Source organism: Kiloniella sp. EL199 (assembly GCF_900313065.1).
GTDB lineage: Bacteria > Pseudomonadota > Alphaproteobacteria > Kiloniellales > Kiloniellaceae > Kiloniella.
Genome location: NZ_OMPU01000006.1, coordinates 1 through 15,689 on the forward strand (window position 1 = coordinate 1; position 15,689 = coordinate 15,689).

Consider the following 15,689-nt stretch of genomic DNA (forward strand, 5'->3'; position numbering starts at 1 on the left):
CTCGCACCCTTCGTATTACCGCGGCTGCTRGCACGAAGTTAGCCGGTGCTTCTTCTACTGCTACTGTCATCATCCTCACAGTTGAAAGAGTTTTACAACCCTAAGGCCTTCTTCACTCACGCGGCATGGCTGGATCAGGGTTGCCCCCATTGTCCAATATTCCCCACTGCTGCCTCCCGTAGGAGTCTGGGCCGTGTCTCAGTCCCAGTGTGGCTGATCATCCTCTCAGACCAGCTATAGATCGTAGGCTTGGTAGGCCATTACCCCACCAACTACCTAATCTAACGCGGGCTCATCATAGAGCAATAAATCTTTCCCCCTCAGGGCGTATGCGGTATTAGCAGTCGTTTCCAACTGTTATCCCCCACTCCATGGTAGATTCCCACGCGTTACTCACCCGTGCGCCACTGTCCAGTTCCCGAAAGAACCTTCTCGTTCGACTTGCATGTGTTAAGCCTGCCGCCAGCGTTCGTTCTGAGCCAGGATCAAACTCTCAAGTTGACCTGACTTCTGTCTTAAAACAGAACTCAAATTCTATTACTGACTAGGTTTTGTGTAACTTATTTCGAATAAGATACATGAAACTAGCTAGCTCATCGCCATAAACAACAAACCGCCGTCCACGCATCCCTTCCAATTCATATCAACAATGTCAAACAACCAAACTTCCAAACAATCAAGCTCGAAAGCACAACGATAGAGAGCTATAAGCTCTTTTTCGTTTTATATTTTCTTAAAATATACTGCCTGGAAAAAATTGCGATGAAAATCACAAATCCAAGGCTGGCTATTATAAGTCGATTAAAAATAAGAGCAAGTATTGTTTGAACTTTTTTCTAACCGTCCCAGCGTTTCTTTCAGTGTGACACCGTCGTCTGCGCTGGTGAAGCCGGGTTATAAGGGGGGAGTGAGGTCTTGTCTATAGAAAAAAACAAATAAAATGATTTTTTTTTGTGTTCAATTACAAAAGTCCCAGTTTCTCTAGTTCTTCAACCATTTTTTCCGGCATTTTTTCTGATTCACCATCCCCAAGCGATTCGTAATCAACCACATCTTTCGGGGAATCCTCTGCCCTTAAATAACGCCATCCCTGAAAAGGACGATGTTTACGGCTCCTCACCCGAACAAGCTTCTGATCAAGAATAAATCGAGTCATGGATTTTCCCTCACTATCCTCAACTCGAACAATATCCTTTACCAATTGCCTTGCTCGCACTTGCCCCTTGATAACCCAATAGATAGATCCCCCGGCAATAATTTCTTCACGCCTTTTTGGAAACATCCGCGTTTGATGGAAAATTTCCCCATACTGGGCCAAGCGAAGTGCTTGAAACTCTTCGAGGGTATCCGGGCTTTCAGAACCTACAGACAGTTTAATCAAATGAAGGGGCATTGAGAACTTACTCGACAAACAATTTGCAACAGACAAAACCAGCCAAACCAGCCCCAAAAGAGAGAAAAGAAACATTCAACACGAAAACATGTAAAAGCTTCTGAAGCCCCAAATTATCGGGCTCACCTCGGATCTCTTTTTTCAGGCTTGCTTCTTGAATAAGACATAATTTCAGAAAATCCAAATAACAAGAGCATAACGCTAACAACAATTTGAATAGAGACAACCGCCTTGATTGCATCAGTTACAGGAACAATGTCTCCATATCCGACGGTGCTGAGGGTAATAATAGAAAAATACAAACTCTCAAGAAAAGATATTGCACGGATTTCCCCCTGAATGGAAAAATGCGTCACCACGCTATAATGGTCAATAATGCGATAGAGAAAGCCAAAGACCATAACATTCATGGAATAAAAGGTCAGAAATGCAAAAGCAGGCATCACAAGCATTTCTATTCGCAGAAAAAATGCCTCGAACAAAAGCCCGGCTTCTAACAAAAAAGTCGCAACGTCTTTACTAACAACACTAACAACAAGTGTTATGCCCCCCATTGCAGCAAAGAAGATAACATCCCCCCAAAGAAGCGGAATTGAATTTTCAGGAATAAAGAAGGTCGCAATACCAATAAGGCTTATGGGAAATAGCCATTTGACAGATTTAACAGTTAACCCCTTGGCGCTTTCACGGTGCTCAACCACCACAGACTTTATATTTTCCCGATTAATCCAGGTTCCGGCAAAAAAACCCAGAATAGGCATAAAATATCCCATGCCCAGCAGTTCACCCCTTACAAAACTGAAATTTGCAGTCACAAAGAAACTGAACAGGCAGGTGTAGAGGGCAATGAAATTGGCAACAGATATAGAAAAGAAACGACTACCCGGAAAGACGCTATAGAGATAAACAACATTAAATACGACAGCAAAAAAATAGACGATAAACTGAACAAAATTCACAGAGCCTATAGCCAAAGCCACGAGGAGAAAAATAAACGCTGTAAAGCCTGCCGCTTTCCAACTTCCGCTTTTAACAGCCGACATAGACACCCTCCCCCCCTTTTTCACATCGCCAAGAATGCCAGATCACCAGCCCTCTTTCGTTATCCATTCCTCTAGCAACGACATGCGATCATAGCCCCAGAAAGGTTCATTATTAAAGATAAAATAAGGGCTGCCAAAGACACCTAGATCTTGAGCAGTGTCTACAGAAGAGCGCAATTGATCTTTAATATTCTGATCCTTTAATCCCGTCAGAATCTCATCTGTTTTAAAACCAAGTGTTACGACAAGATCCGTAACGATCCCTTTATCAGAGATATCAAGTCCCATTTGATATCCGGCTTTAAAGATATTCTTGGCGAAGGTATGGGCCAGAGCCTTATCTTTCTGCTTCAGCCAGTAAAACGCGCGACAGGCAGCAAGAGACATAAAGGGCATTTTCGGCGGTATTATAAAGGGTAGCTTTTTCAAACGCGCCGTGCGCTCTAGGTCATGTTGTGCATAGTCCTGTTTTAACGGCATCGAAAGGAGTGGTTGCGCCCCGGTTTTCTTAAAAATTGCCCCGAGCAAAATAGGATGCCAGTGAAGAGCTAAATCATACCGCTCAGCCAGCTTATCGACATCCATCGCCGCGAAATATGCATAGGGACTGGAAAAATCAAAATAAAAATCCAGCTCCCTATTCATGCGTCATCTTCCTGCAAGATTTGTCGACTGATAACCAAACGCTGTATATCTGAGGTACCTTCATATATCTGGCACACTCGGACATCACGGTAAATACGCTCAACTTCGTAATCACGAAGATACCCATACCCCCCGTGAATTTGGATTGCATCCGAACATACACGTTCTGCCATTTCAGAGGCAAAGAGCTTGGCCATAGAGGCTTCTTTCAAGCAAGGCTGGCCACTATCGCGTAACCTTGCAGCCTCCAATAACATTAACTCCGCTGCCTGTAGAGATGTTGCCATGTCAGCCAAACGAAAGGCAACCGCTTGATGCTTGGCAATTTCCTGACCAAAGGCTTTACGCTCTTTGGCATAACTTTTGGCTAATCTGTAGGCAGTGCGCGCCATACCAATGGATTGTGAAGCAATACCAAGACGACCACCTTCCAGATTGGAAAGCGCGATCTTATATCCCTCGCCTTCTGCCCCCAGCAGGTTATCCTCTGAGATTTTACAGTCTTCAAAAACCAGATGTCCCGTATCAGAAGCGTGTTGCCCCAGCTTATCTTCGATATTCGCACAAGAAAAACCCGGTGTTTTTGTTGGCACGATAAAGGTAGAAATTCCCTTCTTGCCCGCATCAGGATCTGTAACAGCAAAGACAACAGCGATGTCAGCGTTTTTACCGGTTGAGATAAACTGTTTCGACCCATTGAGGATATAGTGACCACCCTCTTTTTTGGCCCTCATCTCCAGTGCTGATGCATCAGAACCGGCCCCAGGTTCTGTTAGACAGAAACAACCAAGTAACTCACCGGAAGCAAGGGGCTTAAGGTAGGTTTCTTTTTGTTTTTCCGTGCCATAGTTCAAAATAGGAGAACAAACCAGTGAATTCTGGACAGACATAATCGTCGAGCAGGAGCCATCTCCAGCCGCAATTTCTATCAAAGCCAAAACATAAGAAATATGATCTGTACCTGCACCACCATACTCAGGTGGCACCAGCATTCCCATAAACCCGAGTTCCCCGAGTGCATCAATTGCATTTCGGGGGAAAATTGCTTCTTTGTCCCACTCTGCCGCAAAGGGCGCGAGCTGCTCACGTGCAAATGATTGCGCCGTCTCGCGAATTAAAGTTTGCTCTTCGCTAAAGCGTGATGACATAGAAACACCTCTCTACCAGGGAATTACAGTCCCATCATAATTGAAGAATTGTCCTGTTTGCTCATGGGTTACCTTGCCAATGAGTTTACGAAGTCCGGAAACCGATTTTGCGATTGTCAGGGGAGCCTGCTCCCCGCCCATATCAGTTTGTACATGGCCCGGATGAACACAAATAACGGTGACCCCCTGTTCTTTAAGGTCAACTGATAAGCTTTTAGTCACAACATTCAACGCTGATTTGGAGGAACGATAGACATAAGCTCCGCCACTTTCATTTTCAGCGACAGACCCCATTTTACTGGAAACATTAACAATAAGCTTCCGATCACTTCCAGCAACATGTTCAATGAAATTTTCAACCATGCGCAAAGGTGCCATGGTATTAACCTGAAAAGTATGGGCCCAGTCTTCATAATCGATTTCCCCAAAACCAAGCCGCGGCCCATAATAGCCAGCATTGTTGATCAGGATATCAATTTTCTCATCAAGCATTCCACGGGCAAGGCTTGCAACGTGAAGACCATCGGTTACATCCAGTTTATGAAGGCTGATATCCCCTTCGATCCCCTGAAGTCCTTTTGCTTTATCTGGCTGACGGCAACAGGCGTGAACCTTCCAGCCATCAACAGCAAATGATTGTGCAAAAGCAAGTCCGATACCTTTATTGGCACCTGTGATCAAGACACTTGGCACGTGGCCACCCCATAATCTGTTATCCCGATGGACATATTTTGTCCTTCGCGCACCTTACGCCTTTCCCATTTCCAGTCAACAGACAGAAGCCTAATCAAACTGCGTAGTTAGTATAAATTTTGGAATTATCTATCATATCAAGATTTAAATATTCAGAATGAATTTGTGAGATACTCCCGATAACCAATTGTATTTAAATAAAACAAATGATTATTTTTATATAAACGCCAGATACAGAAAATCTGCACTCAAAAGGATCAGAGCAAGAATATTGCCGCTAATCCTAAAAAGGCAAAAAAGCCAATTACATCAGTAACTGTGGTTAAAAACACACTGGAAGCAACAGCCGGATCAATTTCAAATTTCTCTAATCCCAAAGGAATAAGTGTTCCACACAGCCCAGCAACAACCATATTAATAATCATCGCCGCGCCAATAACCAAGGCCAAAGCAGCCTGATCAAACCAGAACCATGTCACAACGCCAGTCAATATCGCAAAAAGAAATCCGTTAATGACGCCAATGATAAGTTCTTTTCCGACAAAGCGGGCAGCATTTGCCTCTGAAAGATCCTTCATAGCTAATGATCGCACTGCTACGGTAAGGGTTTGAGTACCCGCATTCCCCCCCATAGAGGCCACAATTGGCATCAAAACAGCCAAAGCAACAACCTGTTCAATAGTTGCATCAAAACAGCTGATGACAATAGATGCCAGAACAGCCGTTAAAAGATTGACCCCAAGCCATGTAAAGCGGGCTCTGGTCGTATCAGCCACATCTTCGTAGAGATCCGGTTCACTTACACCACCCATTTTCATAAGATCGTCGCCAGCCTCTTCATCAATGACATCGACAACATCATCAACTGTAATCACACCGACCAGACGTCCGCTGGCTTCAACCACCGGTGCAGATATCAACCCATATTGACGGAACATATGTGCCACGTCTTCCTGATCAAGCTCCAGAGGAATAGTACGCATATCATCGTCCATTACCTCATCAAGGCGGACATGGCGGCGTGTTCTCATTACTCGGCTGGCAGGAATAAAGCCTACAGGGTGATGGCGTGGATCAACGACAAAAATATCATAAAAATCATCAGGTAAATTATCGCTCACCCGCATGTAATCAATCGTCTCGCCAATGGTCCATACAGACGGAACCGCGACGATTTCTCTCTGCATCAACCGACCCGCGGAATCTTCCGGGTAACTTAGACTTTCTTCTATGACACGGCGATAAGCTTGCGGCAGAGCGGCAAGAATATGAATACGATGATCTTCATCAAGATCCTGAACCAGTTCAACCGCATCATCACTGTCCAGTTCCTGAACCAGCTTGGCAATGCCTTGCGGACCTAACCATTCAACAATTTCTTCACGGATTGTTTCATCGAGATAGGGAAGAATTTCAGGGTCAAACCCCGCCCCCATCACTTCCATCAAGCGATAGCGTTCTTCACGCCCCAGAGTTTCAAGAAGATCTGCTGTATCAGCCTCATGAAGGCTTTCGACCAAATCTCCAACTTCAGCATCCCTGCTTTCTTCAAGCGCATCTTCAACAGCATGAATAAGATCTGATGAAATACCAAAATTTTCATCTTCTGTGAGATTCTGAAGATCACTACTGCTTTTCGTATCTTCCATAACCTCATCCCCTAATGCTTGTTCTGTGCACTTCTATTCTAATTTGTACTACAGGAGGAAAGTTACCTTTTTATGCAACAATCCTCCTGGTACTTTATAGATCACAAAACTTTATTTTCTGATCACATAATCTCTCAGGCGATTATTTCTGAATCCGCCTTTCTCTGTTCTGGGCATCAACTACAGCAATTGCAGTCATGTTCACAACCCCCCTTCCGGTTACAGAAGGTGTTAAAATATGTGCTGGTTGCGCCGCCCCTACCAAAATAGGTCCGACTGGCAAGCCGTCTTCGACAGTCTTCATTAAATTAAAGGCTATATTTGCAGCATCAAGATTAGGGAAAATCAAAAGGTTTGCAGGCCCAGTCAGGTTCGAGTTCGGGAACACCCGATCCCTTAGTTCAGTATCAAGCGCAGCATCAGCATGCATTTCGCCATCAACTTCCAACTCAGGATCCATTTCTTCGATCAACGACAATGCTTTTCGAACTCGACAGGAAGATTCACTATCAGAACTACCAAAATTTGAATGAGAAAGTAGAGCGACCCGAGGTTTGAGACCAAAACGACTTACGTGTTTTGCCGCAAGGATTGTCGTCTCAGCCAACTGTTGGGATGTTGGTTCTTGCGTTACATAAGTATCTGCCATGAAGTAAGTACCACTTGGCATTAACATCAAATTGATTGACGAGAAATCGGACACACCTTCTTGAAGTCCAAGAACACCTCGAACATGCTTTAGATGACGGTGGTAACCACCTGTCACCCCACAAATCATGGCATCTGCATCCCCCCGATAAACAGCAAGGGCAGCAATGACCGTATTACGTGTTCGCACAATGACCTTGGCTGTTTCCGGGGAAATCCCTTTGCGTTCCATACGTCGATGATAGGTTGTCCAGTAATCGTTATAACGCGGATCATCCTGCGGGTTAATAATCTCAAAGTCTTTTCCAACTCTAAGCTTAATTCCCACCTTGTCCATACGCATCTGCACAACATCCGGACGACCGACAACAATCGGCACTGCCATTTTTTCATCTATTGCAACCTGAACCGCGCGTAAAACACGCTCATCCTCTCCCTCGGCATAGATAACACGTTTGGGGTCTTTTTTCGCACGTTCAAAGAGAGGCTTCATCACCATACCGGAACGGTAGACAAAGCGTTTCAGTTTTTCGCAATAAGCATCAAAATCTTTAATCGGGCGACTGGCTACGCCTGTTTCCATTGCGGCCTTGGCAACAGCCGGGGCAATAATAGAAATCAAGCGCGGGTCAAAAGGACTTGGGATAATATATTCGGGGCCAAAATTCTTGGCTTCCCCACCCATCGCCTTGATAACAATTTCATCCTGTTCTTGCATCGCAAGATCAGCAATCGCCTTTACACAGGCGACTTTCATCTCTTCGTTGATTGCCGTCGCCCCGACATCCAGCGCTCCCCGGAAGATATAGGGGAAACATAAAACGTTATTGACCTGATTTGGATAGTCGGAACGCCCCGTTGCCATAATGGCATCATCACGAATAGCCTTGACTTCCTCTGGCATAATTTCAGGTGTCGGGTTCGCCAAGGCCATAATAATCGGGTCTTTGGCCATACGCTTCACATAATCAGGCTTCAGGACACCTGGCGCAGAAAGACCTAAGAAAATATCAGCCCCGTCAATAACGTCAGACAAGGTTCTCGCATCTGTCTTCTGGGCAAAAACAGACTTCCAGCGATCCATAAGCTCGCTCCGGCCATCATAAACAACGCCCTCAATATCTGTAACCCAGATATTTTTACGATCAATCCCCAAGGAAACCAGAAGATTTAGGCAGGCAAGCGAAGCCGCACCTGCACCGGAAGCAACGACTTTAACTTCCCTTTTGTCCTTTTTAACAAGACGCAACGCGTTATAAATGGCTGCAGCAACAATAATGGCTGTACCATGTTGGTCATCGTGAAAAACCGGAATGTTCATTTTCTCGCGAAGAGCATCTTCGACAATGAAACATTCCGGCGCTTTTATATCTTCGAGATTAATTCCACCAAATGTTGGCTCTAAAGCAGAAATAACATTGATTAGTTTGTTTGGGTCGGTTTCATCAATTTCGATATCAAAAACATCAATACCTGCAAATTTTTTAAAAAGAACCGCTTTTCCTTCCATAACAGGTTTCGATGCTAGCGGGCCAATAGCCCCCAAGCCAAGAACTGCTGTGCCATTGGATATCACGCCGACAAGGTTACCGCGTGAGGTCACGGTAGAAGCTTCGGCTGGGTCATCAACAATGACTTCACAAGCAGCAGCAACCCCTGGTGAATAAGCCAAGGCCAGATCACGTTGGTTACCAAGTGGCTTGGTTGCGGAAATTTCGAGTTTTCCAGGTGTAGGATAGCGATGATAGAATAATGCAGCGTCGCGCAGGTCTTGCGTCATAAAGTTTATTGCTCCTTAGGGCAGTCGATGCCTTATATATAAGTTGGGAACGGCTCGTTCCTGCCAATGACGGTCTTGACAGTGTGGCGCATAAAAGCGACACCCTGACGCGATTAAAACATAGCAATCCATGTGATGCCATAGATAGGATGAGTAAAACCGTGAAAAATTCCCCGATACTCCCGAAGCACGGGCCAGAGGGTAAAGTTGATGATGGGTTACAAATCTCGCAAGAAGAATTGGGAATCGAGTGGCGCAACACAGCAAATCACATCACTTATCCAGATGCTTTGAATTTCATGGAGGACCGTGTGGGGAAGATTTTCACGAAAGAATCTCCACAAACTGTCTGGCTCTTGGAACATCCACCTCTCTATACAGCTGGAACATCGGCTGACAAAGAAGATCTGATCGATCCCGATCGTTTTCCCGTTTATGCAGCTGGTCGTGGCGGTCAATATACCTATCACGGTCCGGGACAACGTGTTGCCTATGTCATGATAGATCTCAATCTTTACAATAAAGATGTTCGTAAGTTTGTGTACAATCTGGAAGAATGGATCATACGTACGCTGGCAAAATTCAATGTCAAAGGCGAACGACGCGAAGGTCGTGTAGGGATCTGGATTGATAGAGGAAATGGTCGTGAAGACAAAATCGCTGCGATCGGTGTCAGAGTTCGTAAATGGATCACCTTTCACGGTATTGCGATTAATCTAGACCCAGACTTATCCCACTTTGAAGGTATTGTGCCCTGTGGCATTAACCAGCACGGGGTAACATCACTCGTTGACCTTGGGCTTTGCGTCTCAATGGAAGATCTGGATGTCGCGATGAAAAAAGCTTTTTACGAGGTTTTCAAACCCGAAGATTTAATGATCTGAATAAAACCTGAACTATCAGATTTGAACAAAATCCAACTCGTTGTCCAGAACCGATGTATCAATAATCTCGGTTACCGAAGTGACATTGGCATGCTCCGGCCCTTCATGACATAGCTTGATTAAGATATCGACCTTCTCGGTATCCCCTTTGACCACAGCTTCTACCTGCCCGGCTGGCAAATTTCGAACCCACCCGACAAGCCCTAAACCTTTTGCCCTATCAACAGTCCACCCACGATACCAGACGCCTTGAACACGTCCAGATATTAGAAGCATTACTTGTTTTTCTGTCACCTAAATGCCCCAATCATTACCCTGAAATTTATTTTCCAGGCTGCACTTTCTTCTCGAAGGAAACGCAAATCCAAGTCTGCCAATTACAAATCGCGAAACCATTTGAGCCGACAAACAGAAGCACTCATCGGCTCAAATGACAGAAGAAGTGAAATTTCTTATCAAAAACTGAGCAAGTACCTCTCTACGATGCTATTTCATAAGGTGTTTGCAAAGCGTTATTTGCAGATTTGGCAATTGATTCTGAATCCAGACCAAAGTGACGATAAAGATCGCCAATAGTTCCGGTTTGGCCAAAATGCTCAACACCAAGGGGAATTGTTCGATGTCCCCCAACAGCACCAAGCCACAACAAGGTCGCCGGATGAGCATCAATGACGGTCAGAACAACACAGTGCTTCGGCAAACGAGAAAATAATTGCTCAACATAGCTTGTCGCCTGACGATTACCTCGACTACGATCCCGTTGAGCTGCAGTCCATCCCGCGTTCAATCGATCAGCAGACGTCACCGCAAGAACACCAACGTCACGATTATGTTGTGATAACTTACCAGCGGCATCAATGGCTTCATTTGCAACGGCACCTTGATAAACAATAACCAGTTCACAGTTGGGGCCTGGTTTACGCATCCAGTAAGCTCCATCAATAACGCCCTGTTCAAAATCAGCATTTGATCTTTGTCCCGGCTGTTCCAGCGGGTTTGTTGTCAAACGAAGATAAACGGATCCCCCTGTTTCATCCCGTAGCCAGGTTCGCTCATCCGGCTCACCTTCGCCATCACGTTGCATATAATCAAAAGCCCATTCCATGATGATGGCCAACTCATCCACAAAGGCCGGTTCAAAGGCAGCCAAACCATCCTGCGACATGCCAATCAAAGGAGATCCAATAGATTGATGTGCCCCACCTTCGGGGGCCAATGTGATACCGGATGGCGTACCGACAATCATGAAGCGCGCATCCTGATAACATGCATAGTTAAGAGCATCTAAACCTCTGGCAACAAAGGGATCATAAACGGTTCCAATTGGTAATAGACGCTTACCATAAAGAGAATGTGACAGACCGGCGGCACCAAGAAGCAGGAAAAGATTCATTTCTGCAATACCAAGCTCAATGTGCTGACCTTCAGGTGTGAATTCCCATTTCGCTGTTGAAGGGATTTTTTCGTTGATAAAGGTATCGCTCTGTTCACTACGAGCGAAGAGTTTCCGGCGGTTTACCCAAGGACCAAGGTTTGTTGTTCCCGTTACGTCTGGCGATGTCGTTACAATACGCTGCGCAAGCTCTGAACTCCCCTTGGAAAGATCATCCAGGACTTTACCAAAGCCCATCTGGGTCGATATTTCGCGATCACTTGCCAACTCAATTTTTGGAATCTCAACAATCGCATCAGAATAACGGCGCATCCCCTTGACAAAGAAAGGCGTTTTATCAAGAAATTTCTGTAGGCTCTCGACATCTGAAACAGCAGCGAACTTCTCCCATTCCTGCCCTTCCGGCACGCCCATGTGAGCTTGCCACTCGGCCATTTGGGGTTTGTTCATCAATCCACCGTGATTGTCCTTATGACCGGCAATCGGGGTACCCCATCCCTTGATGGTATAGGCCAAGAAACAAACAGGCCTATCATGATCAATAGCATCGAACGTCTCTGCCATGGTTTGAACGCAGTTGCCACCCAGATTTTCCATCAACTTGGCAAGTTCATCATCGCTGCGCTTGTTAATCAAAGCAGTCACATCACCCTGATCACCCAAAGCATCCATCAGGCGTTCACGCCAAACTGTTCCCCCCATATAAGTCAGGGCAGAGTAAAGCTGGTTCGGACAGTTATCAATCCAGTCTTTTAACTTCTCACCGCCCGGTTCTTCAAAGGCAGCACGTTGAAGGTAGCCATACTTCACCCGAACAACATCCCAGCCAAAGGCATCAAAAATCTGCTCTATACGCTGAAACAAACCTTCGCGCACAATGCCATCAAGGGATTGACGATTGTAATCAATGATCCACCAGGTATTGCGAAGATCATTTTTCCACCCTTCTTGCAGGGTTTCGTAAATATTGCCTTCATCTAGTTCTGCATCGCCAACAAGCGCAACCATGCGTCCAAGTGGAAGGTCTTGGCCCCATGATTTCGCCTGAATGTAATCCTGAACCAAAGACGCGAAAGATGTTATCGCAACTCCCAAACCAACCGATCCCGTTGAAAAATCAACATCATCAATGTCTTTTGTCCGCGACGGATAAGATTGTACGCCTTTGTACCCTCTGAAATTTTGCATTTTTTCCAGAGTTTGATTCCCCATCAGATATTGCATCGCATGGAAAATAGGTGATGCATGAGGCTTTACAGCCACACGGTCTTCAGGTTTCAGGGCAGAGAAATAAAGCGCGGTCATAATAGACACCATAGAGGCCGAAGATGCCTGATGCCCACCGACTTTAATACCATCTTCCTTGGGACGCAGATGGTTGGCGTTATGGATCATCCAATGCGAGAGCCATAGCAATCTTTGTTCAATCGTTTTTAGATGGTTTATTTTTATTTGGCTCGCTTTATCAGACACGACGCTCTCCTCCCAAACTCAAAACTCCCAAAACCCATGTCTCAGGGAACAATAGAAAAGTCTCTTAAATGTTACGGAAACAAAACACTGTTCAACTATAGACGGTACCATCTAACAAAAAGCGATATCTTGCTATTTACACCCATTTTGATTTAGATATTAGATGAATTTAATATTTTTGAGGATTTTTTAGTGGCTTCGCCTAACCTAGACGAAATAGACATTCGAATCTTACGCGAACTCAGAAGTGATGGACGGATCACTGCTGCAGAGCTCAGCCAACGTGTGGGCCTAAGTGTAACACCAGTTATCAGGCGTCTTAAACATCTTGAAAATACGGGTATCATTACGGGCTATGTCGCTTTAATAGACGAAGTTGCCCTTGGCTATGAAATGTCCGTTTTTGTATCCGTCAAGCTGGACAAGCAAATAGATACAGCCATAGAAAATTTCGAAACTGAAATGTTGAAGTTTCCAGAGGTTGTGGATTGCTGGTTGATGACCGGGCACAGAGACTATTTGTTACGTGTCGCCATCACTGGCTTGAAAGAGTTTGAAGCACTGATGATTGAAAGGCTCGTCAAAATCCATGGCGTGGCTTCCATCGAATCATCTATTCCCATACGTCGGGTAAAATCTGATATTTCAAGAACGCCGTGAAATAAATCCGAATTCATAAAATTAACAGATCTTGAACCTAGAGATATATTATCAATTAATTAACATCTCAAAAATATGATCATTGAACTCAAAAAATAAAACCAATGCTTATGTTTAAAGGAGTAATTTTCCATGAAAGCGGGTAAAATAAAGCAACAAAATATCGTCTGCAAAACGACATTGCTTGTTTTTATCATCACTTTAATGATTTACCTTTCAACAAAAGATGCTCTTGCTGATCTCATCATTTCAGGCATGATATTTGGTGGCATTGGATTTATGATGATGTTTGATGAAACCTTTGACGGTTTTTTGGGATCTGATTTGAATATCTCGACCTTTGATGCGGTTCGTCAACTGTCAGAACAGGTTGGGGATGACACTGTCATCAATATTGATGATGATAATTCCATTACCCTGAAAGATGTTCAGAAAGTATCCCTTCGTACTAATGATTTCCAGTTTGTGTAACCTCTGATGTCAGATAATACTTCTAGGACTGCTGTGCCTTCGGCGCAGCAGTCAAATCCCGATAGTTCGGATAACGAGATCAAACAAGCCCTGGGCTATTGCCGCAAGGCTCTGATCTCTATAGGCTTGTTCAGCTTTGTTATTAACATGCTGATGCTCACAGGGCCACTCTTTATGCTGCAAGTCTATGACCGGGTTCTGACAAGTCGGTCCATTCCCACGCTCATTGCCCTGACAGTTCTGATCGCCGGGCTCTTTGGTTTTATGGGCCTACTCGAGATTATCAGGTCAAAAGTTCTGGTTCGTATTGGCCTCAAGCTGGATAGCTGTTTGACCGAGCGGATCTTTAGTATATGGCTTTTACAGGGTCTGCTTAAGAGAGAGGGACAGAAAGCTAACCCCCTGTCTGATCTTGGTACTGTTCGCCAGTTTCTCTCTGGCAATGCGCCGGTTGCACTCTTTGATTTGCCGTGGGTGCCTTTCTATCTCGCGCTTGTCTTTCTTTTGCACTGGACCCTTGGTCTGGTTGCTGTGGTTGGCGCCTTGATTGTTTTTGTTCTGGCCCTGACCAATGAACTCTCAACCCGCAATCACTTGAAAAAAGGTGCGGCCCATACGGCTGCAGCAGGGTCCTATGCCGATCAAAGTCATCGCAATGCAGAAACTGTTCTTGCTATGGGTATGGGAGAAAACGTCCAAAAGCGCTGGCAGCAAAGCCATCAGGAAGGCATCAAGAACAACATCACCGCCAGTGACCGTGCCGGAACTCTGACAGCAACATCAAAAACCTTTCGGATGTTTTTACAATCCATCATCCTCGCCGTTGGTGCAGCTCTGGCTGTTGAACAATTGATTACCCCAGGCGTGATGATTGCAGCTTCTATTCTTACAGGTCGTGCGCTTGCGCCCGTAGATCAAACATTGGCGCAATGGAAAGGCGTAATTACTGCCAGACAGGCCTATCAACGCCTGAAAGCCTTGTTGAATTCCATTCCCAAAGAAAAAGATAAAACTGACCTACCAGACCCGGAAGGCAAGCTTTCTGTAGAGAAGGTCTTTGTCACACCTCCCGGAGGATCAAAGCCCGCACTTAAAGGCGTAAATTTCACACTGGAACCTGGACAGGGCTTGGGCGTCATTGGGACGTCTGCTTCGGGTAAATCCACCCTTGCGCGCCTTTTAATCGGTGCCTGGTTGCCCATGCAGGGAACGGTGCGCTTGGACGGGGCAACACTGGATCAATGGAAACGGACCTCGCTTGGCAAGCATATTGGTTATCTGCCACAACAAGTGGAACTCTTTAGCGGGACCATCAAAGAGAATATTGCCCGCTTTAATCCAGAGGCTCAGGATGCCGATGTTATCGAAGCTGCGCAACGTGCTGGCGTGCACGAGATGATCCTGCGGCTGGCCAATGGCTATGAAACTGAAATCGGGACTGATGGTGCCGGACTGTCCGGTGGACAGAAACAGCGTGTTGCTCTGGCCCGTGCGCTTTATCTCGACCCAGCATTGGTTATTCTGGATGAGCCCAATTCCAACCTTGATTCCGAAGGCGATGCTTCTTTGACCGAAGCGATCAAGGGCATACGCGCCCGAGGCAAGACCGTTATTGTAATGGCCCATCGTCCCTCTGCCATTGTGGCCGTTGATATGCTGTTGATGCTGAACGATGGTCAGCAAACAGCCTTTGGCCCGAAAGAACAGGTTCTCAAGGAAGTGACCCAACAAGTCCCAAACAGACAGTCGTCTGTTCAAGAAAACCCACAACAAGCTGGACAAACAACACCTCTGGGAACGGTTGGTTAG

Annotated in this window: 13 protein-coding genes and 1 rRNA gene; 4 read left to right on the plus strand and 10 right to left on the minus strand. The window is 45.5% G+C overall.

Going from position 1 to position 15,689, the window contains the following annotated elements:
* From D9A03_RS03305 to D9A03_RS03340, 8 genes are all read right to left on the minus strand, one after another.
* Positions 1-501: ribosomal RNA gene (locus D9A03_RS03305) — 16S ribosomal RNA — on the minus strand; the annotation flags it as partial.
* Positions 502-961: 460 nt separating this feature from the next.
* Positions 962-1,393, minus strand: a complete 432-nt coding sequence (locus D9A03_RS03310) for a DUF1489 family protein (RefSeq protein ID WP_120496363.1) — start codon at positions 1,391-1,393, stop codon at positions 962-964.
* A gap of 122 nt (positions 1,394-1,515) precedes the next feature.
* A complete protein-coding gene (locus tag D9A03_RS03315) occupies positions 1,516-2,436 on the minus strand; it encodes an ion channel (RefSeq protein ID WP_120495828.1) in 921 nt (306 codons plus the stop codon).
* Between the two features lie 42 nt (positions 2,437-2,478).
* Positions 2,479-3,081, minus strand: a complete 603-nt coding sequence (locus D9A03_RS03320) for a 2-hydroxychromene-2-carboxylate isomerase (RefSeq protein ID WP_120495829.1) — start codon at positions 3,079-3,081, stop codon at positions 2,479-2,481.
* Positions 3,078-4,229 (minus strand): acyl-CoA dehydrogenase family protein, encoded by a 1,152-nt coding sequence (locus D9A03_RS03325; RefSeq protein ID WP_120495830.1) that lies wholly within the window; start codon positions 4,227-4,229, stop codon positions 3,078-3,080. Before D9A03_RS03325 ends, D9A03_RS03320 begins: the two co-directional genes overlap by 4 nt.
* 12 nt (positions 4,230-4,241) lie before the next feature.
* Entirely contained in the window at positions 4,242-4,922 is a 681-nt protein-coding gene (locus tag D9A03_RS03330) for an SDR family oxidoreductase (protein WP_120495831.1), read from the minus strand.
* Positions 4,923-5,179: 257 nt separating this feature from the next.
* Entirely contained in the window at positions 5,180-6,571 is a 1,392-nt protein-coding gene (mgtE, locus tag D9A03_RS03335) for a magnesium transporter (RefSeq protein ID WP_120495832.1), read from the minus strand.
* Positions 6,572-6,713: 142 nt separating this feature from the next.
* The gene (locus D9A03_RS03340) at positions 6,714-8,999 is read right to left on the minus strand and encodes an NADP-dependent malic enzyme (RefSeq protein ID WP_120495833.1); all 2,286 of its coding nucleotides are present in this window, start codon (positions 8,997-8,999) and stop codon (positions 6,714-6,716) included.
* Positions 9,000-9,238: 239 nt separating this feature from the next.
* On the opposite strand from D9A03_RS03340, the gene lipB reads away from it, so the two are divergent.
* Positions 9,239-9,883 (plus strand): lipoyl(octanoyl) transferase LipB, encoded by a 645-nt coding sequence (lipB, locus tag D9A03_RS03345; RefSeq protein WP_256386288.1) that lies wholly within the window; start codon positions 9,239-9,241, stop codon positions 9,881-9,883.
* Positions 9,884-9,898: 15 nt separating this feature from the next.
* Here lipB and D9A03_RS20030 read toward each other — a convergent pair whose 3' ends face one another.
* Both D9A03_RS20030 and D9A03_RS03355 read right to left on the minus strand, forming a co-directional pair.
* Entirely contained in the window at positions 9,899-10,177 is a 279-nt protein-coding gene (locus tag D9A03_RS20030; RefSeq protein WP_216825370.1) for an acylphosphatase, read from the minus strand.
* Positions 10,178-10,361: 184 nt separating this feature from the next.
* The gene (locus D9A03_RS03355) at positions 10,362-12,671 is read right to left on the minus strand and encodes a transketolase (RefSeq protein ID WP_120496364.1); all 2,310 of its coding nucleotides are present in this window, start codon (positions 12,669-12,671) and stop codon (positions 10,362-10,364) included.
* A 270-nt stretch (positions 12,672-12,941) separates the two neighbouring features.
* On the opposite strand from D9A03_RS03355, the gene D9A03_RS03360 reads away from it, so the two are divergent.
* The 3 genes from D9A03_RS03360 to D9A03_RS03370 all read left to right on the plus strand — a co-directional run bounded on the left by D9A03_RS03360 (position 12,942) and on the right by D9A03_RS03370 (position 15,689).
* Complete coding sequence (locus D9A03_RS03360; protein ID WP_120495836.1) at positions 12,942-13,409, plus strand: Lrp/AsnC family transcriptional regulator; 468 nt, start codon at positions 12,942-12,944, stop codon at positions 13,407-13,409.
* Between the two features lie 132 nt (positions 13,410-13,541).
* Positions 13,542-13,880 carry a hypothetical protein gene (locus D9A03_RS03365; RefSeq protein ID WP_120495837.1) on the plus strand — a complete coding sequence of 113 codons (339 nt, stop codon included), beginning with the start codon at positions 13,542-13,544 and terminating at the stop codon, positions 13,878-13,880.
* 6 nt (positions 13,881-13,886) lie between these two features.
* Positions 13,887-15,689 carry a type I secretion system permease/ATPase gene (locus D9A03_RS03370; protein WP_120495838.1) on the plus strand — a complete coding sequence of 601 codons (1,803 nt, stop codon included), beginning with the start codon at positions 13,887-13,889 and terminating at the stop codon, positions 15,687-15,689.

What these genes read in the sequence shown, in the direction of transcription:
- D9A03_RS03310 (WP_120496363.1), bottom strand. Translation starts at nt 1,393, where the DNA reads ATGCCCCTTCATTTGATTAAACTGTCTGTAGGTTCTGAAAGCCCGGAT.
- D9A03_RS03315 (WP_120495828.1), bottom strand. Translation starts at nt 2,436, where the DNA reads ATGTCGGCTGTTAAAAGCGGAAGTTGGAAAGCGGCAGGCTTTACAGCG.
- D9A03_RS03320 (WP_120495829.1), bottom strand. Translation starts at nt 3,081, where the DNA reads ATGAATAGGGAGCTGGATTTTTATTTTGATTTTTCCAGTCCCTATGCA.
- D9A03_RS03325 (WP_120495830.1), bottom strand. Translation starts at nt 4,229, where the DNA reads ATGTCATCACGCTTTAGCGAAGAGCAAACTTTAATTCGCGAGACGGCG.
- mgtE (WP_120495832.1), bottom strand. Translation starts at nt 6,571, where the DNA reads ATGGAAGATACGAAAAGCAGTAGTGATCTTCAGAATCTCACAGAAGAT.
- D9A03_RS03340 (WP_120495833.1), bottom strand. Translation starts at nt 8,999, where the DNA reads ATGACGCAAGACCTGCGCGACGCTGCATTATTCTATCATCGCTATCCT.
- D9A03_RS03355 (WP_120496364.1), bottom strand. Translation starts at nt 12,671, where the DNA reads ATGATCCATAACGCCAACCATCTGCGTCCCAAGGAAGATGGTATTAAA.
- D9A03_RS03365 (WP_120495837.1), top strand. Translation starts at nt 13,542, where the DNA reads ATGAAAGCGGGTAAAATAAAGCAACAAAATATCGTCTGCAAAACGACA.
- D9A03_RS03370 (WP_120495838.1), top strand. Translation starts at nt 13,887, where the DNA reads ATGTCAGATAATACTTCTAGGACTGCTGTGCCTTCGGCGCAGCAGTCA.